The following is a 22375-nucleotide window of genomic DNA, read 5'->3' on the forward strand; positions in this document are numbered from 1 at the left end:
TATGGAAAAAATTAAAAAACAACTTCCAATCATTTCAGCAGTGTTCATCGCACTTGTAATCATTCACTCGTTATTTGTTGATTATTCGGTTCATTTTCCAGATTCCGTTTCTGCAGAAAATTCAGAATCGGCGATGGAATCTTTAAAACCAAAAGTTGTCGCAGAGAATGGTATTCTAAATCGAATTTCTTATTTAGAAGCATTTCTCGTAGAACTGGAATCAAGAGAACTCCCTGTTGATACAGAACAAGAAGAAACAAAAGACAACATTAAACGTGTATTAGTAGGACAGAAACTCCTACTCGGACTTTCTTTGTTTTATTTGTTACTCACTTTTTCCACTGCCGTCTCTTATGTATACCGAGTTTGGTTTCATAAGTCACTTGCGAATGTTTTTTATCCAGTGTCTCTCATCCTTCTTTTGCCAAAGATCTTTTTCCAACTCAATCTTGTGATGCAAAATGAAATTCTATCTTATTTTTATTTTGGATTTTTAGTTTTTACTTATATCACAAGTATCATCGCCTACCGTTTCATTCTCAAAAACAAGGATTTGGCAGAAGGATTCCAATCTTTAAAATTTTCTTCTTCTTTAGAGGAAGAAGGAAGATCTCCAAGTAATACCAAAACAGGTTCTATCCTTTCACCGGTCTTTCACGTAGCCATCATCATCTTTATTGGAATTTTGATTGGAAACTTTGTATACATTCCACTATTTCTTTTACAAAAACATTACGTAAGTGAATTCAGTTACTTTATCTTCTTTTTGATTGGATTATTGTCTTTATTTTATATATTCAATTATAAAAAAGTAGGTGGAGAACCAAGTAGCAGCAACTGGAAAAACCTTGCTGTCAGTTTTGCTTATTTACAATTTCGATTTTTAAGAAATAGTTTTTGGGCTGCGTTTAGCACCATTCTGATTGTTCTTTTTGTAACTTTTTTATTCAGCCTTCTTTTATTTAATATCGATCTCATCCAAAACAATTTGGGTTTATTCGGAAAAGCTACCGAGTTCTAAGAAAAAACTTTTTTGTAAGTTCTAACACAAAACAAGGAGTGCCTAATGGCACTCTGGTTCTTTCCCTTTTTGCACCAAACACCACAACTCTCCGTTTGGATAATAAGTGGAACGTTTGATCAGTTCTCCCTCAGAAGAATAAATTTCAGATGCTTCTTTGGTTCCGGTTGGATAATAGTAAAACCATTCCCCAACTTTCTTATCGTTTTCATAACTTCCTTTTTCTTCCACTTTGGTATCTGGATAATAACGCACCCAATCGCCAGTGCGAAATCCACCATCGAAGAAACCTTTTTCATTTAACCGACCATTCCGAAAATATCTGTAGTAAGAACCTGTTTCATTTCCCAGTTCGGCAGTTTGGATCCATAACTGCTTCTTTCGATATCCTGATTTATAGCCCAGTTCAATATAAGGTTTTCCATCAGAAAAAGTAAACTTCCAAAGACCATCCCTATCTCCATTCAAAAACTGACCTTCCATAATTGGAATTCCAGTGATGTAATTGAAACGTTTACTGATTCCATTTGGTTGGCCAAATTCATTCACAGGCACTTCTGTGACTAGGTTACCATTTTCATACCATTCACGGTGGATCCCGTTTGCTGTTAATTTGTAGTAGTTTGTTTTTTTATGATACTCTGCCTCTTTAGGAACAGAACCTGGTCTGGCAACTGTACCCTTACACGGGCCCAAAACTAAACCAATTAACAATACAAAAAGTAATAAGGATACAAAAATCCAAATCGAACTGTCTTTAATGGGTGTGGATGCGGATGTCATTTTCATTTTTGAACTTAGTTAAAATTTCTTTGGAAATAAGAATTCTGTTGAGACGTTTAGACCTGATAGGTGTCAAATACCTTAAACACATTAGGATGGTTCCTTCTGGTTCTAAAGAAGTATACACAATAGGAGTGGTTTTGCCAAGTCTTACTAAATAGTTTTTTGACATTTCTCTAATTTTAGATTCCACAAGTTCGGGCGCTAATACAAGTTCCTCATGTAAAATTTGAGAACAAATTTTTTCTGCTTTTTCCCAATTGGAATCTATATCTAAATATATTTTAAACTCATCCCAAACAAAATCCATGGTTTCCGAAACAATAAAGAAACGATGCAAAACAATATTATAATTAGGAAAATGAATGAGTCGGTTGGTAGATTGTTCGAACCTAGGATCAGCAGAAATTTCAAGTAAGGTAAACTTAAAAAAACCAATATTGACAACATCCCCTTTGATGTTATCCAGTTCGATCCGGTCCCCCACCTTAAATCCATTAGAACCCATAATCATAAACCAACCCACCATATTCAGCCAAACTTCTTTGAGTGAAATGACAATACCGGCCCCTGCAAGACCGAGAACTGTTGGTAGTAGTGATAAACTAGAAAAAACAAAGGGAAGGTATGCGATCCCAAAAACTAAAAGAAAACCGATACGAGCAACCTTTCTACGGTTATATTCGTGAGCGGCATCGGGAGCAGGTTTGATCCTTTCCACAAGGATCATTGTGATTTTATAAACAAAAACAGCGAAAACAAGCATGTATCCAAAAAGGATCATAGTTTCAGCAAAATCACGGTTGCTGCGAACGAGTAAGGTAAGTGGATTTAAATCCAAATAGAATTCTTTAAGACTTCCGCGGTCCATTCTATAACTTTCCTTTTTGGCGTTTCAAAATTTCTAAAATGGTTTTTCTTTCGACGGAAACTCCAAACTTTGGTTTTCCAAAGTCTTCCAATAAAACGAATTTCAAAGAACTCCCTTCTTTCTTTTTATCGTGTTCCATATGTTTGAGTACTAAATCAGGTTTCTCTTCTAGTGTTGTTGGAAGTTCCAATTGTTTCATTAGAGAGATTGCTTTTTTAAAGTTAGACTCAGAAAACCCGGCTAATTCTCGAGATAGAAGTAAAGCAGTGACAAGACCAATGGCCACCGCTTCTCCATGAGAATATTTTTTATATTGAGTTAGGGATTCAATGGCATGACCAGTTGTATGACCCAAATTCAAAACTGCACGAAGCCCGGACTCTCTTTCATCCTGAGAAACAATCCCCGATTTTACTCGTATGGATTCTTCAATCGCATAACGAAGGATTTGTGATTTTTCTGAATATTCGGAACGTTTTGAATTAGCGATCTTATCTAAAAAACTCCCACCATCAAGAAACGCATGTTTTGCGATTTCTGCAAGACCACAGCTCCATTCTTTGTCCGGTAAGGTAGAAAGAGTAAAAAGCGGAGCAAATACAAATTCTGGTTGGTAAAAAGCACCGACCATATTTTTACCAGAATCCACATTGACAGCGACTTTACCTCCCACAGAGGAATCCACACAAGCAAGAAGAGTGGTAGGCACTTGGACAAACCGCACTCCTCTTTGGTAAGTGGCAGCAATGAATCCAGCAAAGTCCCCAACAACACCACCGCCAAAAGCAACCACCACTGCTTTTCGATCTGCATCCGTTTCAATGAGTTGGTTATAAACTTTTTTTACCCGGTCGATGTGTTTATTTTTTTCACCAGATTTTAAATAAATAAAAGAAAAAGGAACGTTTAAGGATTTTAGTTCTTTAGAAATATATTTTTCATAGATCCCCGCGATTTCACGGCTGGTGAGAACATAAACTTTGGATACCTTAGAAAGAGAATTTATTTTTTCTGCAAGGCCCTGGAAGTCTTCATGTAATTCGATGGGGTAACGAAAACCCTCACCGATAATTTCCCTTTCCGATAACTTCATGGTTCATTCACCCATGGGCTAGAAATATATCGAGGTTTATTTGTGCTTTTGGCTCGGAAGTAATGTTTTATGTCTGGGCGAATGTCCATAGACAAAATTTCTTTTGTGGTAAAATATCCAAATCCAGAAATTGCTTTTTCTTTGGGATTGAGAACCGGTAACAGATCTTTTACCTTAGTCAAAAAAACAATTTGAATGAGGTGGCGTTTTTTATCTGGATCAATCGATTCATTCAAAAACAAAAAATCAATTTTACTTACTTCCAGAGACAATTCCTCATTCAGTTCCCGTTTGAGTGCTTCTTCTCCTGTCTCCCCAAATTCAATCCCACCACCGGGAAGTAACCAATACCCAGATTGTTTTTTTTGCTGTTGTACAAGCAAAATTTTGCCTTTAGGATCTTGGATGAGGGCAGCCACACGAACCCGCATTGATTTAGATTTTAATAAAAATTCGATCATAGTATTTTTAAAAAGCGGAGGGCAGCTTTGGCTGCCATCTGTTCTGCCCGACGTTTGTTCTTTCCTTCCCCACTTGTTTGGAAGTGTGATTCGCAAACCACTGAAACAAGAAACTCTTTGTCGTGATCAGGCCCCTCTTCTTTCATAACAGAATATTCAGGTAATTTTTTCCATTTCTTTTGGCAAAATTCCTGCAAAATGGTTTTATAATCTTTTGTTTCTTCAGCATCATCGACATCCCTTTCCATCATTTGGAAATGTGGTAAAAGGAATTGGCGACAACTAGGCAAACCTTGGTCGAGATAAAGAGCTCCCAGAAATGCTTCAAAACAATCTGCTTGGAGATTGAGGTTTGATTCACCCTTTTCTCTCTCCCCTCTACCAAGAAGTAAAAATTCCGGAAATCGATACGATCTAGCAAGTTTAGCAATCGCAGGGGCAGATACCATCTTACTTTTTAATTTAGCAAGTTTTCCCTCTTTTCCTTTGGGAAGGGATTTGTATAGAAACTCCGCAGCCAAAATCCCAAGAACAGAGTCTCCCAAAAATTCCAAACGTTCGTTATCAGAAAGATAACGATCAGAATCTTCGTTTGCGAATGACCTATGAACAAATGCTAGGTGGAGAAGTGAAATATCTTTAAATTGAGTTTTGGTAAGGGCTTGAAGTTCTTTGAGAGAGGAAATTCTTTCGGGAGGAAGTTTGATACGGATCTGGTCGGACAAGGTGCAAAGATCCGGGTTCCTCTATGAAAGGAACCCGGTTTTTGGATTGGGAATTACCCCTTAAGTTTATCGATGAATTTAATTACATCGCCTACGGTTTGGATTTTTTCTGCGTCTTCATCAGAAATTTCCACACCAAACTCTTCTTCAAGAGCCATAACTAGCTCAACTGTATCAAGAGAGTCAGCACCAAGATCATTGATGAAGTGAGCCTCAGGTGTAACTTCTGACTCATCAACGCCAAGTTGTTCTACGATGATTGACTTAATTTTATCGAAATCTGCCATTTTATATCCTCCAGACCACTGTAAACAGTGGGGCAAGTGTTAAATCGTTTTCCACCAGGCATATATGTACGCCTAGCGTTTTTTTAAAATGAAATTGTCGGAATTTTTGGCAAGTCTAAATAGATTATTTTCCTCTTGAAACCTTTGACATCATTCTAACATCACCTAACAAAAATTAAATAGACCCATTTAAGAACGTTCTGCTCAGAAATTAACGAGAACTGAACAATCCCATCCATGATTCCAAAATCCTAGGCGGATTTCCAATGGTTTGCTCTATTTTAGCAGATTTAACTTCTGCTATAGCAGAATGCGCTTTCCCTTTCTCTTCCTACTCACCAAATCGACTCCAAGAATAAAAAAATAAGGAGAATTCCATGATTCAAAAATGGATCCAATCTATCACCACCGTCCTCCTACTTTCCTTCTCAGTCTCGTGTGCAGAAAAGAAAGACGACAATAATACATTACTTGCAGGCTTACTTCTCTTTGCCGCAAACCAAGTTAAGGTTAGTTCCGCTACCGACTTGGTGAACGAATCAGCCGATGATTACAACGAAAACAATTGGGGACTGATCACTGGCTCCACTCTAAACCGATTTGTATCCGATTGGCAAGCCAACAAACCAAGTCATATTACTGGTAACCTGATCATCTTACAAACGGATGTTGCAAACCGCAGAACTGGCGATAGTCCTGGAAGGAAACCTTATGTGAAATCCGATCCTGAAAAAGGAGTCTATGTTTATTTACTGAATGACTATACTCCTTCAGGCCTACCCTCAGGAGGTTTTCGTTTCAACCAAACAAGAGATTCAGGACTTTTCAATAATTCTGTTAGGTACCAAGCGAATGGAGAATTTGTGGATGATTGGCTAAATACATATGGCATTAATCCTACGAAAGATCTAATCGTTTTTGCAGCTGGGACTGGCAATGGAACAATACCAGCTTCCGCACTAGTGGCGTCTGGGGCTGGACTAGCGGGGGCCATTCAAGACATTACAAGAGGTGTTTATTGGTTACGTTATTGGGGAGTCAATATCAAAAACCTTGCCATTCTCAATGGAAATTTAAGGAGCAATTTTGTTCTCACTTATCCGACTCAAACTAGTGATTCCAAAAGTTCACTACCTGCTAAAGGTAACTTCTCTGTAAAAAGCATTCGTGTTGATAATACGATTATTACTTCTGGACTCGAAGACATATACGAAATCGCGAAAAACAATCTGGAAGCGCAAATTCCTGGACTCACTACAAAACAGTTCTTAATTGATGCTAGACCAACTAGCCAATTTGGAACTGGCAGAAGTGCTGGTATTGTGGCCAATGGAAGTGCGACAACCTACATTACCACTGGGTGGGACTCAAATGGTGGGCCAGTGCAATGGGGTCTTACAGGTGATATAAACATCGATCTAAATGCTGGTAAAACCTTCGTGCCTTTTGAAGGCAATATCAAAGGTGCTGTTTCATTTCCTTGGCTTGCTCTCTTCGAAGGATTTACTGATGCAGGTGGAGTTGCAGATGATGCTGCAGCGGAAGCCGCATTCAATATTGGCTATCGCTACAAATCGAAATCTGCTTTAAAAACAATTTTTACTAATAAAGGTTATACTTCTGGAGCTACCGTTGTCAGTCAATGCCGAACCAATTTTGAGGCTCAAGTCAATGGCTTTGCTGCAATCAATATATTAGGTTACCCTACTACATATTACGACGGATCTCTCGTGGAATGGACTTCATTAGTTGCAAGCCACCCTTCATCCTCGTTAAACAAAGTTCCGACTGACTTTAAGTGGAGAACTGATGTAAATACAGTCAGTGTGCATGATTACAACCCTCAAATAACTAATGCAGGTGCCGCTGGTGGAGCAATCGCAAGAGTGAAATCCGCGGAAGTCAATCTTACGGCAACAACGACAAAAAAATTCATTCAAGAAGATAAGGCGTATAAGTACTAATCTCTTTCCCAGTTTACACTTGGTCTCCTGGCATCTTGCCGGGAGACATTCTTTTAAATAATCCCTTTGCAAAATGATTTTATTCTAGTTCATTGTCTATATGGCAAGGAATGAAAAAGAAGAGACGATCCACATTGGGTCCAAAGAAGCATTAGCACTGATAATCCCTTACTTTCGTAAAAAATTTTGGGAACAAACAAAATCCGTCGTTTGGGTTGTTTCCTATATGACACTATTCCAACTCATAGTACTCAGAATCCCTATTAAAGAAGCAGGTATCATTTCTTTAGGAATTTTTGCTGTGATCATTGGGCTTACCTTTTTTATGGAAGGTTTGTATTTAGGCATCATGCCTCTTGGGGAAACAATTGGACTAAGGCTTCCGCAAAAAGGAAACTTGTTCACAATTATTGTTTTCTGTTTGTTCGTAGGAATTGTGGCAACGCTAGCAGAACCTGCTATCTCTGTATTAAAACAAAGTGGATCGGCTGTCAATCCATGGGATGCTCCCTTATTATTTCATCTACTCAATGAAGGTGCTGATGTTTTATTTCTGAGCATTGCCATTGGAGTTGGTTTCTCTATTGTTTTTGGAATCATCCGGATCATCTACGGAATTTCTTTATCGAAATTTTTAGTTCCAAGTCTTATCATTTTAATTTTGATCACAATCTATGCTTTTAATAACGAAAATTTAAGACTCATTTCAGGACTTGCATGGGATTCGGGAGTGGTCGCCACTGGTTCCCTCACAGTTCCTCTCATTGTTGCCTTAGGACTTGGTGTATCAAAAGCCTCTCGCACAAGTGATACAACCACTGGTTTTGGTGTGGTGACACTTGCTTCCCTATTTCCCATCTTAAGTGTATTTGTGGTTGGCCTTTACTTTGCACCAAATCTACCACAACCAATGCCTAAAGAAAAATTCTTTGCAGGTGGAATCACTGTAGAACAATCCAAACTTTTATTTGGAGAAAAAAATCCAGAAACTCTTTTTGGTATCAGTGAAAAAGAACATAACTCTCAATTATCCATCCATAACAAACTCGTAAAAATTATGGAAGGAATGTCCGAAAGTTTTTCGGATTCCCTCCAAGCCATCATTCCTCTCGCCGGATGTTTGATTCTCTTTTTATATGTTATCTTAAGAGAGAGTTTGCCTTTTACAGATGAATTGTATTTAGGAATCTTGTTTGTTTTTATAGGCCTTGCTATTTTTAATTTTGGAATCTTTTTTGGACTGAGTAAACTCGGAAGCCAAGTGGGAAACAAACTCCCTTCTTCCTTTCGCTCCATTGAACTCACAGATTCCACAAGAGAAATTAAAAACTTTAATCCTAAAATTGTTTTCACCGCCACTGATGAACATGGAACCACGGAAGATTTCTTTTATTTGAAAGATAAAAAATCATTTTCGCAAATTCCGTTCCGAGATAAAAACTACGACTCGAAATCAGAAATCTATAGTTATGTGCCCATCCATGGACCACTCTTTGGAAAAGAGGACAATCTTTTAGGATATTTCGTTGCCCTTCTTTTTGCTTTTTTACTCGGATATAGCGCCACACTCGCAGAGCCTGCGTTAAGTGCTCTGGCAACGAGTGTGGAAGAAGTCACCGTAGGAACCGTCAAAAAGAGAGTTCTCATCCAAGCCGTCGGGATTGGAGTGGGACTCGGGACTTTACTCGGAATCTTAAAAATCTTTGTAGGAATTCCCCTTTTGTACATCCTTCTACCTTCGTATATCTTTCTTGTATTTCTAACCTTACTCAGTAAACCCGAGTTCATCGATATTGCATGGGATAGTGCGGGTGTGACCACAGGCCCCATTACCGTTCCCCTAATCATTGTTCTTGGGCTTGGAATCGGGAACCAACTAAACATTGTAGATGGATTTGGAATTTTATCTTCCGCTGCGATTTTCCCCGTACTCACCGTCCTCGTTATGGGTTTATGGATGGAAAGATCTCGCAGACAATCATTAACCAATATTGAGGCAGAAGAAAAATGAATCAATCCTCAGCCATTAGAATTACAGTCGTTGTCCATAAAGACCTTGCCGATGAGGTCCAAAAACTTTTTACGAATTTAGGAGTTCGGTATTTTTCTCATGAACTAGGAAGGTATCCCATTCTCAAAAGAAATCATATTTTTCTTTTGAACCTTTATTCCAGTAATCAATTATACAATCTACCTGTTGTCATTTTCCAAGTACTCACGGATAAAAAAACAGAAGACTTTTTGTTTAACAAGATCATTGAAACGGCAGACCTAACCGTTCCGGGTCATGGATCTATTTATACCGAAGACATCTCGGTATTTTGTCCAGTGGCAGATAGCCTGGTTTACAGAAATCCCATCAAAACAAAACCAATGGGTTTTACGGGGCTCACTGGAATCTTTTGCATCATCCAAAGGGGTGCGGCCGATACCATGTCACATTACATTCTAGAAAATGGTGTGGCCGTTCCTACCATCACTTATGGGGTTGGAAGAGGACTTCGGGACAGACTTGGACTTTTAAGAATTACCATTCCCAAAGAAAAGGAAATTGTTAAGTTAATTGTCCACTCTTCTGACGCAGAACACGCATTAGACTTTATCATTGAAGCAGGAAAACTCGACCTACCAGGCAAAGGATTTATCTTTGAATACCCAATCAAACGAGGTCTGATCAATACCAAGATTAGTCTGGATGGACCAAAACAAGCCGCCAGCATGGAACAAGTCATCTCCGCACTCGATCAGTTGTATGGAAATATAGATTGGAGAAGGCAATTTACCAACTTTCGAAAAGGTGCAAGAAAACGTAGTTACTTTGAAGGGGTCAACATCCATCTCAATGCTAAGGAAGGGTCTGTTGAAAAAGTGCTGATGAAACTTTCTAAACTAGGAATTTCTGGTGCTACAATCTCACAAGACCGACTTATCAAACTTGATGAAGAAAATAGCCTATTCAACCCTGCACGCGATTCTGCTAATTTACTCATTCCTAAAAAAATGTTAAACGAAGTGATCGCAGAATTGGAAGCATTAGATTTCTTTACAGAAGAAACCGAAGGGATAGTCTACACAATGGAGATTCCGAGAGCTTTCTCTTACCAATCCAAACACAACCAACAAAAGAAATAAAAAAATCCCCTCGATTCCGATGTAATTTGGAAGAGAGGGGATGGTTTTAGTCTCTAGAAAATATAGAAAGGATAGAGCCTACTTTAGACACTTTCCTTTCGTTTGCCTACGAACTCCTCAAACAAACAAGCGGAGATACATCAATCCCAAACTAGCAAAACGAAATATTTATACAATTTATTGTGCACAATGTACAATATGATACTTCAACTAACAGCCGAAATGTCAAAAAATGGTTCAAAGCTGAACTCAGGCCTGCTCCAGTATCCTTTCCGATTGGTTAACATTTGCTATAGCATATATTTATGTTACCAAAAACGAAAAGCGAAACATAGGAAATTCTTAAAATGAAAAAGCAAACCTTAATCATCCTCTTTCTTCTCTGTCATTGTTCCTTAATCCAAAATACCAAAAATCAATTTGGGAATGTCTTAATTGCCTTTCTAAGCAGTGCAGGTTTCTACTCAGGAGAAGACAGGTTGCCAGCTCCTGTAGATATAGTTCCAGCTCCAACTTTAACAATTCCGAGTAACTCAGTATTCTCAAGCATTGAGAATAGTTTGAAAATTTCAAAAGGATCTACAGAAACACCCGTCTTAGTCCAAGGAAAAATGGTTCCCATTGGAGATGTTTATGACATAGGACTCAACTTTGAGACCTTTACTGGGATCAATCCGGTAGAAGCAAAATCCGTGATTTTCCCAGAGCCCATTACCTTCGAGTATAAATATGACAAATCAAGTCTAACAGAAGCTGGGTTTATCGAAGAATTCACAGTCTATTATTTCGATGTTTTTTCAGAAACATGGCTCCCTATGGATCACGTAGTCATCGATTTAGAAAAACAAACCATACAAGTAGCAACAAACCACTTTACACCTTTTGTTTTAACGGCACTACCGACTCCCACAAATACAGGAGTGGCTCTTGCACCACAATGCCTTTCCACTACTATGCCTATCACTGGGGAGGGAGGTGCTCAGTGGACTCAACTGGATGCACATTTTAAATATTACAAAGACAGAAATTATACAATTACACCTACTAACGATTTTTATGAATTGGGTTTAAACAGATCCTTTGGTATTGCCACCTGCAACGGAGGAACACCCCAAACTGGATCAGAGCCTTGCGGAAGTTTTACCGAACATAAACATAACGCAAATCTGAATTATATCAATTTTGTGGCAGATGAAGACCTAACAGTATACATCATGTATGATAGAAGAGGTGCCAGTGACGCCAGTTGGCTCGCCTCTGAGAGTTGGACATTAGATAGTCGCACCATCCAAACAACCGATGCCGTCGGAAGTTATAAAGTCTATTATAAAGTCTATTATAAAGAATTTTTGAAAGGGAATTTAGTGACCCTACATGGAAATAGAGTCGGCCTACCCACAAACACTGCGGTAGATACCAACTACTGGGTTGCCATTAAGAGAAAAGAAAATAATCCAGGGACTTGTCTTGCCTCTGCTGAAAATTTTCAGAATCCAATCACTCATATCACGGCAATTCCAGGTCAAACTTCTTCCACTCTACTTTGGAAGGACATTGATCTAAACTCTGTTTCCAACCTAATCATCCGAAGGAAAAAAAATGCACCCCCATCAAGCCCAGCCGATGGACTCCCTGTCTTTGGAGAAGAAATCTCTACAATAGGGTTTAAAGATACGCTATTAGAAGAAAATACAACGTACTACTATTCTATCTTTGCTTTAAACTCTGAAGGTGTTACCTCTCTGGCACAGACGGTGCTTATTACAACGGGAGTAGATTCTGATCAGGATGGAATCCGAGACAGTTTTGAATCCGATTTATCTTGTCCCGCTTATTCCTGGTTTCCAGTCTGTACAACAAATCCCAATCTCGCCGATTCGGATTCTGATGGCATTAATGACCTAACAGAAATCATACAACAAACAAATCCGAATGATCCCGATACAAATCCACCAAACATTTCTTCTTTCACTTTATTAAGCGAAACCCCTACTTATTTTCCCATCGCAAAACTTTCTGCAAATGCTACCGACAATGTGCCTGGACAGGAGATCGACTGGCTAATCACGAAGAGCAATGTAAAGCCAAAGTTTGATCATCCTGGTTGGCAAACAGGAACCGTTTCACCTTCACTAAAAGAGTTTTCTGGCATTGAATTAAAAGATTTGGGCAATCAAAACTTTTATGTGTGGGCTAAAGACAAAGCAGGAAATATCAGTAATCTATATGCACCGGTTACGATCAATGTGTTGGGGTTTAAGTATCCAAAGCACTTAATTTCAGTTGAAAACAACCAAATTAAAATGTATAAACACAACTTATTGACAAATATTTTGGAACAGAAAATCTCAAAGTCAATAGATCCTTACTTTAACATCTTTCAAACTTTTCTATCAAAGGATGGGAAATATTTTTTTCTGTTATCAGATGTATACAATTCTGATTACGAGGAATTTTATTTATCCGTGTATCGAATCGATTACGTGAACGATACAATAACCTTTTCTGATAAAAAGTCGGTAATTCCTTTAAACTTTGAACTATCGAGGAATGAAAATTATTTAATAGGAACGCATAGTGGTTATCGTGTAGCCAAAATCAAATTCAATAAAACCAATGGAACAATAACTAACAACAGTTACACAGAAAATCTTGATCCATATGATGGTAATGCTGGCTGGCTAGGATTTGCAATCATAACAAAAACCCACCCTAAAAAAGATTGGGTTTATGCATTCCATCACTATAATCGCTACCATATAGTAGATTTACCTTCTCTAAACAAACTTTCATCTCAAAGTATTGGATCAACCGATCTTGATGGCCTTCAAACTTTAAACTTTCATCCGAGTGGACTATTTGCTTATTTTTTACAGTCCGGTGAACTCAAAGTTACAGATGTAGACCAAATCACTGGCCAACTATATAATTTCAGAAATCCAATAAACAATTCATATTCAGGCCCACAAAAATTTATTATATCAGAAGATGGATTGATACTATTAAGAACAGAAAACTATGGACAATCACTTGGAAATTATGAGATAGATCCATCAAATGGAAATCTCACTAAAAAAGATACCATTGCCATCGGAGGAAATTTTCGCTCGGTAATGATTGATAGTACTTCCCAATTTGTTTACCTAAAATATAGCAAAGTTGAAAATAATACTACACAAATTAGAACTAAAATATTCAAAGTAGATAAAACCACACGGAAATTGGACCAAGTGGGAGACCAGATTTTAGGCGAAGATAATCACTACCAAAATCAAGTTGTCCATTCCTACGACAACACAAATCCCCCTGTAGAAGTTTCTCTCACCCAAACCAACCAATTGGGATTTTTACAAAGGGATGGTGTGGTGAAATACCCAGCACCAAATACTATGTTAGTAGGTGTTATTCCGAATACAACTTGCGGTGTATTACCACCCTCATCCATATATGGTGACCCTTGTCGATTATATACCAGAACTGGACAACCGTTAATTGATCGTTCCATTGGAAACTCTATTCAAGTATCAAAAACCATTTCCGATTCAGCATTCATTCGGTGTAACAAAAGAGAATCAGATTTTACAGAGACTCTATCCGTGAAAGATTCTAGCGATACAGCTGTAAATATCCAATCATTTGGTGATTTTTGGTCGAAAAAACTATCCTTTGACTTTCGCCCTTCAGATCCTAATTTATCTTTAAATTACTCGCTGACAGATCATTCTTCAGAGTGTCTGTCTACTGGTTCGAATGTAACCAACAAATCCATTGCCTTCACTAAAAAGAAAATTTCGCTGAAAGGTGGCATAGTAACTACCGCAGGCTCACCACCACCTGCAAGTTACACAATGCCAAATTTAAGACACTATCAAATGATAAATGGAAGAGCACTTCCAGTAACTTCGCGCTTAGTTACTTGCATAATGGAACGATTTGACTGCCCTTTGGGCATAAATCTACTTAATTTATTCTGTAATCGTAATATTATTACAAATGGATATTATTTGAGTGATGATAGAAATCCTAAGGAATTTTGTGCAAGTATCGCGGTCTCAAGAGATATCAGCACTTTTTCGAATCCCATATATAGGTTTGGTTATATTAAATCTCTCTCTTTTACCGAAGAAACTCGGTGGATATGGGAAAATTACCAAATATCTGATCCTTAAAATGTTGAATTAGCAATTTACCTTGTAATTGCTCTAAATATTGTTATTTAGAATTATAAGTGCAGAATGAATAGATCTAAGTATTTTTTAGGAGGAAAGCGAAGGTGGTAAAATCGAAATGATTTGAATGATCAATTCGCGAAAACAAATGAATTGAAGATCCAATCCAAATCCCAGCCAAAAAGTCAAAGGCTAGGCATTGAATTGGATTTCTTAACCTAAATCTTAGTGACCGCCACCTGGTAGAAAACCACCACCATTAATATCAAGGACATGTCCTGTGATAAAAGAAGATGCATCTGACGCAAGGAAAGCAATTCCGTTGGCGATGTCTTCAGGAAGACCAGCACGTTTTAACGGAATCGCTTGTACCATTCCGGCTCTGATGTTTTCAGGGATTGCTTCTGTCATTTCAGTGGCAATAAAACCGGGAGCAATCGCGTTACAACGAACCTTTCTAGAAGCAAGTTCTAGAGCCACTGCTTTTGTGAAACCAATCACACCTGCTTTCGATGCAGAGTAATTTGTTTGTCCAATGTTTCCGTTTTCACCAGAAATAGAAGAAAGGTTGATGATGGATCCACCATTTTCTTGTTTCATCATAACTTTGATCGCTGCTTGTGTACAGAGGTAAGTTCCAGTAAGGTTCACTGCAATTACAGAATCCCACTGCTCTTTTTTCATTCTCATGAGTAGAGTGTCACGAGTGATCCCTGCGTTATTCACGAGGATGTCTACAGTTCCAAATTCTTTTTTTGCTGAATCAATTAGTTTTTGCGCATCTTCTTCTACAGAAACGTTTGCAACCACAGCAATTGCCTTGTATCCTTTGGATTTTAATTCTTCCGCAGTGGCATTGGTTGCTTCTGGGTTCATATCTGCTACAACGATATTGGCTCCAAGAGAAGCAAGTTTCAAACAAGTTGCTTTTCCAATTCCTCTAGCTCCACCTGTTACGATGGCCGTTTTTCCTGATAAACTAATCATTTGATTTTTTCCTCTTCTTTTCTAATTCCTAAAACATTTTCTAAATTAATTAAATTAAAATGAATCCTGTATGATCTTAACCCGAATCACCAAGTAAGGTTTTGTATTCGCCAAGTCTTGTCCGAATCCTTTCGTTGATTCCATGTTTGGCGCACTCTGCAATCACACGTACAGCATTTTTAACGGCCAAAGCATTCGAAGAACCGTGGCCTATCATACAAATCCCTTCTACACCAAGAAGAAGGGCACCACCATATTCCGCATAGTCTAAACGTTTTTTCACAGCGTTAAAAGTTGATTTTAAAAGTAAGGCACCGGTTTGGGCAAGACTGGATTGTCTAATGGAATTTCTTAAAACATTAAAGATAGACTTCGCAAGACCTTCAGTTGCTTTGAGAACAATGTTCCCGATAAAACCATCACAAACAACAACGTCCACTTCGCGACCACCACCATAAAGATCACGGCCTTCTACATTTCCGACAAAGTTAAAAGGGATTTTTTTTAGGAGATCAAAAGTTTTGACAGAAACAGTATTTCCTTTTTTGTCTTCTTCCCCATTAGAAAGGATTCCCACCTTGGGATTTTTGATTCCAAAAAGTTCACGGGAATAAATTTCACCCATCACAGCAAACTGTGCTAAGTATTCTGGTTTACAATCGACATTCGCACCAGCATCTAACAACAGTACAGGTGGTCCTTCTTCTCTAGGAATATGGGCAGCAATGGGTGGCCGCAAAACACCTGGTAAGCGACCAAGATGAAGTAATGCGGCAGCCATAGTAGCACCTGTGTTTCCCGGAGAAAACACACCGATACATTCTTTATCTGCCACTAAACGAACTGCTTTGACTACGGAAGAATCCTCCATAGCGCGGACTGCTATTGAAGGAGAATCATTCATACCGATGATTTCAGTAGAATGAATGACACGGATTTTTTCAGTGTCATAATCAAATTTTAACAGGATATCAAGTAACTCTTGTTCGTCGCCAACGAGATACACAGACAGTCCGAAATCTCGAACTGCTAGTACCGCGCCCTCGACGATACCTTCAGGGCCGTAATCTCCGCTCATCGCGTCCACGGCGACCCACATAATGGTTAGTTATCTTCGGTCGTTTTTTTAACTTTTTGAGCGACTACGAGTTTTCCCTTATAAAAACCGCAATAAGGGCAAACACGGTGGGATAGAACAAATGATCCACAATTGGAACACGGGTTTAAGTTAGGTTTGCCGATCGCGTGATGGGCTCTTTTTGTTCTAACTTTCGATTTTGATTTACGTCTCTTTGGGACTGCCATGGCTATCCTCTATGGAATTATAACTGGTTTTTACTATGTTTTGGAAAACGAATGTGAAAACAATATTTTAATTTTCTAGGCTCTCGATAAGAGACCGTAATTCGGTATGTTTGTGATAAAAAGCAGAGCGATTGCAGACCAAACGGGCTGTACTGTATAAAATCGACTCAAATTCCTTCAGACCATTGGCTTTTAGGGTGCCTCCCGTGGAAACTAGGTCCACAATGCAGTCAGAAAGGCCCACAATCGGAGCAAGCTCAATCGAACCATAAAGTTTGATGATTTCGCAAGAGATGCCTTTGGAAAAGAAATACTCCCGGGTTAAATTAGGGTATTTCGTGGCCACACGCACTTTCGAACGTTTGGCAAAAAGATCAAAGTCAGGAAACGAGGCAAGAGAGAGCCTACAGGCCCCTAGTTTCAAATCCACAGGTGCGATGAGGTCAAATCCACCCTCTCGGATGATATCCCAACCCACAATGCCGGCATCTGCGGCAGCTTCTTCCACATAGGTGCAAACATCTTGGGATCTGACAAATAAAAGGCGGAGGCGTTTGTCTTCAGAGACAAAGGTGAGTTCTTTCGAACCCTCGGATGGCAGAGATTTCAACCATCCTTTGGATTGCAAAAGAAGTGCGGTTTCTTCGGCAAGCCTACCTTTCGGAAGAGCCAAAGTTAACATAAATTAGTTTTTCCCGAGTTTGAGGAGTAAATAACTAGAAAGGAGTTTCACATCATCCGCAGATTCCGATCCCTCTAGTTTGACTGCTTTTTCAAGATACTGTTTGGCAGCTTGTTTGTCACCAGTTAGATAAGACAAACGTCCTGCTTGGTAATAAGACCAAGCTTTGAATCCATCTAGTTCGCGAGCAGGTTCAATCACTGCGGCTGCAATCTTATAATTTTCCAAAGACTTCGCGTTATTTTTTTCTTTTTCGCGGTAGTTTCCAGCAATGTAAAAGTAAAGAGCTTTGATTTCTTTAGGAGAATCAATTTTTTTGGCAGCATCTTCCAGAAATCCAGCGGCTTTTCCAAACTCACCTTTTTCTGCATAGAGTTTAGAAAGATCTTTCCAAACACGAAGTTCCATTTTACCGGTGCTTTGGTTTTGTAAAAATGTTTCTAAACTTTGAATTTGTGCATCGAGAGCCACTTTGGATTTTTGATGGCCTAGTTTCAAATCCTCAAGAGTGACTGTTTCTTTTTCAAAAAGATAAGCACGGTATTCAAAAAATCCAATCACAATCGCGAGCACAACAATAGCGGAAGCAAGGCTGATAAATACAGACTTACGATTGCGTGCTAAAAAATGTGTGAACTTTAAAAATATGAGTTCTGCTTTGGAACCTTCAAAATCAGCGAACTCATCCTTTTGGATGAGTTCTGCTTGTTTCTTTTGTTCGATTTGATTTTTTTTATGAAACTTATCCATGGACCTATCGGTTTTGGTTTAAATTCATAAAAGAACCGATGGATTCACGTGAAGGTTGGTTGTCTTCCTTCATGTATTTAGCCATCTCTTCGCGTTCTACTGCTTTATCAAAGTCTTTGATAGAGAGAGAAATCTTCTTATTGTTAGGTTCAATTTTTACAACGACTGTGCGAACAGAATCACCCACTTTGTAAAGATCTTCTAACTTAATGTTGCGACCATCTGGAATTTCGGAGATATGAACAAGGCCTTCGTAACCTGGTTCTACTTCCACAAACACTCCAAAACTAACGATGGATTTCACACGACCTTCCACAAGAGTACCTGGTGGGTATTTTTTGCGAAGAGCCTCGTATGGGTGTTCTGAAAGTTGTTTGAGACCACAGCTGATACGTTGTGCATCTAAGTTGACATCTAAGATTTTGTATTGAACCGATTGGCCTTTTTTAAGGAGGTTCAAAGGGTTCTTTTCTTTTTCATCCCAAGTGATGTCGGAGATATGAATGAGTCCTTCGATTCCACTTTCTACTTCCACGAAAGCACCATATTTAGTGATTCCAGTGATTTTACCTTCGAGCACGTTTCCAGCGCGAACGTTAGCAGAGAGAGCTTCCCAAGGGTTAGGAAGGAGTTGTTTTAGTCCAAGAGACAAACGTCTTGCTTCGAAATCAATGTCTAGAATTTCGGAATCAACTTCTTGGCCTTTTTTCAAAACATCTTTTGGATGAGGTGGTTTTTTTGCCCAAGAAAGTTCTGTGGTATGGATGAGTCCTTCCAGACCTTCTTTGAGTTCAACGAAAGCACCAAAGTTAGTAAGGGAAGTTACGATTCCTCGTACCACCATTCCTTTCTCGAGTTCTTTCTTTGCCCAAATCCAAGGATCTTCATAGAGTTGTTTGATCCCAAGAGAAAGTTTATTATTCTCTTTATCTACTTCCAAAACAACCACTTCTACTTCGGCACCGATGTTGAAGTATTGTTTGAAAGGAGCGAATTTTTTATAAGAAATATCGTTTTGACGTAGAAGCCCTACTACTTCGTAAACAGAAAGGAAAACACCAAAATTGGCAATTTTCACAACCTTACCGTTGACTTTGTCGCCAACTTTTACTTTGCCAAGAAGTTCTTCCCACTTCTCGCCGTTGATTTCATCAAGGAGGGTTTTACGAGAAACTACACCAGTTCTCGTTTTTTCATTGAGTTCAATGATTTTGAATGAAAACTCTTTTCCACCTTCTGTGGATTCTTTAAAACGAACGCCTACATGAGAAGCAGGTAGGAAAAGTTGAATTCCTTCGCTTTCTACGAGGTAACCTTTGTTTTTTACTTCTCCGACAATTTTACCAGAGAGAGGGTATCCGTTTTGGCTTGCATCTTTAATGGTTTCCCAACCAACTCGTTGGTCCGCTTCTTTTTTGGAAAGGACACAATATCCGTCGACCCGTTTCTTAATGATCGCACTGACTTTTTCACCGCGTTTTGGCGTTTCAGAAAAGTCTTCACGAGGAACTCGAGCTTCTAATTTTTCTCCAATATCAAGGAAAACAGTGTCACCAATGACATCGACTACAGTCCCTTCAATGAGGGTACCTTTTCCTGCGGAGTTCTCTTGCTCTTGTGCCTGTGACTGCGATTCCCACTTCTCTAATAATTCGCCGAAGGAAGTGGTCTCATTTTTGGGGGAGGATGGGTTGGTTGAATTCAATGGTTACCGGGATACAAAACCTAGATTTGCCCAGAGGATGAAACCTTGGACAGGATAGTATTTAGGACAGTTTCTGTGTCGAGGGTGCTCGTGTCAATTAGGATTGCGTCGGAAGCCTGTTTCAGGGGAGCCACGGTCCGGGTGGTGTCACTTTCATCCCGGGCCTCAATCTCGTCCTGGATGTGTTTTAGGTCCGCTTTGAAGCCTTTTGTGATTAATTCATCGTAACGGCGTTTGGCTCGGACTTCCACAGAGGCAGTTAGAAAGAATTTAAATTTGGATTTAGGAAAAACTTCTGTCCCAATATCCCTGCCATCCATGACCAATTTGTGTTTTCCAGCAAATTCTCGGATGTGGTGGTTGATGATTTCTCGAAAAGCCCGCCTTGGGGCGATGTAACGAATTTTTTTAGTGATTTCTGGATCTCGGATTTCAGCACTTATGTCCCGATCTCCTAAAAACATCAAATTTTCCCCTGTGGAAGAAAGTTCACAGTGTACGGGAATTTTTGCCACAGAAAATCCGAACTGCGCTTCGTCTTTTTCCAAAAGTGTCGCATCGCTTAAATCTTCAGCATAAAAAGGAAATTTAGATTCGTCTTGTTTTGTTTCTAAAAATTTTTCCCATATAGCAAGAGTTAATCCACGATAAAAGGCGCCCGAATCCAAGTAAAGATATCCAATCTTATGGGCGATCATACGTGCGAGTGTACTTTTCCCGGAACCTGCAGGCCCATCAATGGCAATGACGTTTTCTATATTCAGATGATTCATGTGTTTATATTCTAAAACTAGAATTGGAATTGATTTCGTCCAGACGAATTCTTTCTAAGCTTAGGCTAACCGGTGGTAAACGATTTTACCTTGACATCTGTTTCTTCCCTCTTAGCGTCAACAGCACTCAAGGCGGAGCGCTGGTGAAACTTAGAAATCGAAATCTAGATCCTGAGAAAATTGCAGACTTCGAATGTTTCCGAAGCGGGGTTTTAGAACTCATCGTTGGGAATACCATCCTTTCCGAAACCTTAACTGAAATTGTAAGAGGGATTGAAACCCTCAATCCTTCCATGCTTTGTTCTGTCATTCTCATCGAGAATTCAAAAATCAAAATTGCCTCTGCCCCTTCTCTACCAAAAATTTATAATGATGCGATTGAAGGGGAAACCATCGGTCCGAGTGTGGGTTCTTGTGGAACAGCCGCTTACACTGGCAAACGAGTCATTGTAGAAAACATCGAAACAAGTCCTCTTTGGACAAAATATAAGAATGTGGCTTTACAAGAAAAACTTCTGTCTTGTTGGTCTGAACCAATCAAGTCTCACAGAGATGAAGTCATAGGTACTTTTGCCATTTACCAACATGAAATTGCAAGCCCTAATGAATTTGATATCTTTATCATATCGGAAGCCGCGAGCCTTGTCAACATCGCCATCGAAAAATCAATTGTCTCTGAAAAACTCACAGAAAGCGAAAGGCGGTTTCGAGATTTTTTTGAAAAGAACTCTTCGGTTATGTTAATCATCGAACCAAACACGGGAGAAATCATCAGTGCCAACCAAGCTGCCGTGGGATATTATGGTTACCCTCACGAAATTTTAACCAAGATGAAAATTGATGAAATCAATATTCTACCGAGTGAAGAAATCAAAGCAGAAAGAATCCGTGCACTGAAAGAAGAAAGAAATTATTTTTCTTTTCCACACAAATTGGCAAGTGGCGAAATCAAACAAGTGGAAGTTTATTCCACTCCCATAGAAACTAGCAACCGTTCTTTACTTTTTTCCATTGTCCATGATGTTACAGAAAGAAAAACGGCAGAAGAAAAAGTAAAATCCCTTCTTTCAGAAAAAGAAATCATCCTTAGAGAAGTTCATCATCGAATCAAAAATAATATGACTATCCTCAGTAATCTTTTAGATTTACAGGCCGGGTCACAAGAAAACGAAGAGATTCGAAATTCTCTCAAAGATGCAACAAGTCGAATTAGAACCATGGCTCTTCTCTATGATAAATTGTATTCCGGGAAGGGTTTTCGGGAATCACGACTGGATGAATACTTAGTTCCGTTAGCAAAAGAAATCATTTCTTTATTTCCTTATCCAGTAAAACTAAATACAGAGATTGCTCCTTTAGAATTATCAGCAGGACAGCTCCAAACAATTGGTATCATTGTCAATGAACTTCTCACAAACAGTGTAAAATACGCAAGGCAAACCAGTAAGGAATTAGAAATCACCATCAAAGCTTATAGAGAAGGTCAAAATTTCCAATTATTCATTAGCGATAATGGCAAAGGTTTTGACCCTCAGATGGGAAACCCCGACAAAATGGGATTTGGTTTGACTTTGGTGAGTATGCTCACCAAACAAATCAATGGGGTTATTAGCTTTCGAGGAGACAAGGGAGCAGAATATTTAATTTCAGTTCCAATCAAATAAACT

Annotated in this window: 19 protein-coding genes; 6 read left to right on the forward strand and 13 right to left on the reverse strand. The window is 38.9% G+C overall.

Annotated features, from left to right (window positions below; all coding sequences use genetic code 11):
* Nucleotide 1 precedes the first annotated feature (1 nt).
* Nucleotides 2–1021, forward strand: coding sequence for an LIC_10230 family protein (locus CH361_RS14800; protein WP_100791592.1), 1020 nt, complete (start codon nt 2–4; stop codon nt 1019–1021).
* A gap of 42 nt (nt 1022–1063) precedes the next feature.
* Here CH361_RS14800 and CH361_RS14805 read toward each other — a convergent pair whose 3' ends face one another.
* The 6 genes from CH361_RS14805 to acpP are packed head-to-tail and all read right to left on the reverse strand — an operon-like array spanning nt 1064 to nt 5241.
* Nucleotides 1064–1804: a toxin-antitoxin system YwqK family antitoxin gene (locus CH361_RS14805; protein WP_208861453.1), complete on the reverse strand. Its 741-nt coding sequence runs from the start codon at nt 1802–1804 to the stop codon at nt 1064–1066.
* The gene (locus CH361_RS14810; RefSeq protein ID WP_100791594.1) at nt 1779–2675 is read right to left on the reverse strand and encodes a mechanosensitive ion channel family protein; all 897 of its coding nucleotides are present in this window, start codon (nt 2673–2675) and stop codon (nt 1779–1781) included. The genes CH361_RS14805 and CH361_RS14810 overlap by 26 nt, the downstream gene beginning before the upstream one ends.
* 1 nt (nt 2676) lies before the next feature.
* Nucleotides 2677–3768 (reverse strand): 3-dehydroquinate synthase, encoded by a 1092-nt coding sequence (gene aroB, locus CH361_RS14815; protein ID WP_100791595.1) that lies wholly within the window; start codon nt 3766–3768, stop codon nt 2677–2679.
* Nucleotides 3765–4229, reverse strand: coding sequence for an NUDIX domain-containing protein (locus tag CH361_RS14820; protein ID WP_100791596.1), 465 nt, complete (start codon nt 4227–4229; stop codon nt 3765–3767). Before CH361_RS14820 ends, aroB begins: the two co-directional genes overlap by 4 nt.
* Nucleotides 4226–4954 carry a ribonuclease III gene (rnc, locus tag CH361_RS14825; protein ID WP_100791597.1) on the reverse strand — a complete coding sequence of 243 codons (729 nt, stop codon included), beginning with the start codon at nt 4952–4954 and terminating at the stop codon, nt 4226–4228. Before rnc ends, CH361_RS14820 begins: the two co-directional genes overlap by 4 nt.
* 53 nt (nt 4955–5007) lie before the next feature.
* On the reverse strand, nt 5008–5241 hold the full coding sequence (gene acpP, locus CH361_RS14830) for an acyl carrier protein (RefSeq protein WP_100744393.1): 234 nt from the start codon (nt 5239–5241) through the stop codon (nt 5008–5010).
* A gap of 377 nt (nt 5242–5618) precedes the next feature.
* Here acpP and CH361_RS14835 point away from each other — a divergent pair, with 377 nt between their 5' ends.
* The 4 genes from CH361_RS14835 to CH361_RS14850 all read left to right on the forward strand — a co-directional run bounded on the left by CH361_RS14835 (nt 5619) and on the right by CH361_RS14850 (nt 14506).
* Nucleotides 5619–7205 (forward strand): sulfurtransferase, encoded by a 1587-nt coding sequence (locus tag CH361_RS14835; protein WP_100791598.1) that lies wholly within the window; start codon nt 5619–5621, stop codon nt 7203–7205.
* A 100-nt stretch (nt 7206–7305) separates the two neighbouring features.
* On the forward strand, nt 7306–9216 hold the full coding sequence (locus CH361_RS14840; protein WP_100791599.1) for a DUF1538 domain-containing protein: 1911 nt from the start codon (nt 7306–7308) through the stop codon (nt 9214–9216).
* Nucleotides 9213–10337 (forward strand): P-II family nitrogen regulator, encoded by a 1125-nt coding sequence (locus tag CH361_RS14845; protein ID WP_100791600.1) that lies wholly within the window; start codon nt 9213–9215, stop codon nt 10335–10337. Before CH361_RS14840 ends, CH361_RS14845 begins: the two co-directional genes overlap by 4 nt.
* Nucleotides 10338–10684: 347 nt before the next feature.
* Entirely contained in the window at nt 10685–14506 is a 3822-nt protein-coding gene (locus tag CH361_RS14850; RefSeq protein ID WP_100791601.1) for a beta-propeller fold lactonase family protein, read from the forward strand.
* 225 nt (nt 14507–14731) lie between these two features.
* On the opposite strand, the gene fabG is transcribed toward CH361_RS14850, so the two are convergent.
* From fabG to cmk, 7 genes are all read right to left on the reverse strand, one after another.
* Nucleotides 14732–15493: a 3-oxoacyl-ACP reductase FabG gene (fabG, locus tag CH361_RS14855; protein WP_100791602.1), complete on the reverse strand. Its 762-nt coding sequence runs from the start codon at nt 15491–15493 to the stop codon at nt 14732–14734.
* A 76-nt stretch (nt 15494–15569) separates the two neighbouring features.
* Nucleotides 15570–16592, reverse strand: a complete 1023-nt coding sequence (gene plsX, locus CH361_RS14860) for a phosphate acyltransferase PlsX (protein WP_100791603.1) — start codon at nt 16590–16592, stop codon at nt 15570–15572.
* A gap of 5 nt (nt 16593–16597) precedes the next feature.
* Nucleotides 16598–16798 (reverse strand): 50S ribosomal protein L32, encoded by a 201-nt coding sequence (rpmF, locus tag CH361_RS14865; RefSeq protein ID WP_015679024.1) that lies wholly within the window; start codon nt 16796–16798, stop codon nt 16598–16600.
* Nucleotides 16799–16865: 67 nt separating this feature from the next.
* Nucleotides 16866–17480, reverse strand: coding sequence for an ATP phosphoribosyltransferase (hisG, locus tag CH361_RS14870; RefSeq protein WP_100791604.1), 615 nt, complete (start codon nt 17478–17480; stop codon nt 16866–16868).
* A gap of 3 nt (nt 17481–17483) precedes the next feature.
* Nucleotides 17484–18230, reverse strand: a complete 747-nt coding sequence (locus CH361_RS14875; protein WP_100791605.1) for a tetratricopeptide repeat protein — start codon at nt 18228–18230, stop codon at nt 17484–17486.
* 4 nt (nt 18231–18234) lie between these two features.
* A complete protein-coding gene (locus CH361_RS14880; RefSeq protein WP_100791606.1) occupies nt 18235–19935 on the reverse strand; it encodes a 30S ribosomal protein S1 in 1701 nt (566 codons plus the stop codon).
* A 20-nt stretch (nt 19936–19955) separates the two neighbouring features.
* Nucleotides 19956–20708: a (d)CMP kinase gene (gene cmk / locus CH361_RS14885; RefSeq protein WP_100791607.1), complete on the reverse strand. Its 753-nt coding sequence runs from the start codon at nt 20706–20708 to the stop codon at nt 19956–19958.
* 143 nt (nt 20709–20851) lie between these two features.
* Here cmk and CH361_RS14890 point away from each other — a divergent pair, with 143 nt between their 5' ends.
* On the forward strand, nt 20852–22372 hold the full coding sequence (locus CH361_RS14890; protein ID WP_100791608.1) for a histidine kinase dimerization/phosphoacceptor domain -containing protein: 1521 nt from the start codon (nt 20852–20854) through the stop codon (nt 22370–22372).
* Nucleotides 22373–22375: the final 3 nt, after the last annotated feature.

This window comes from Leptospira brenneri, from assembly GCF_002812125.1.
In the GTDB taxonomy this organism is placed as follows: domain Bacteria; phylum Spirochaetota; class Leptospiria; order Leptospirales; family Leptospiraceae; genus Leptospira_A; species Leptospira_A brenneri.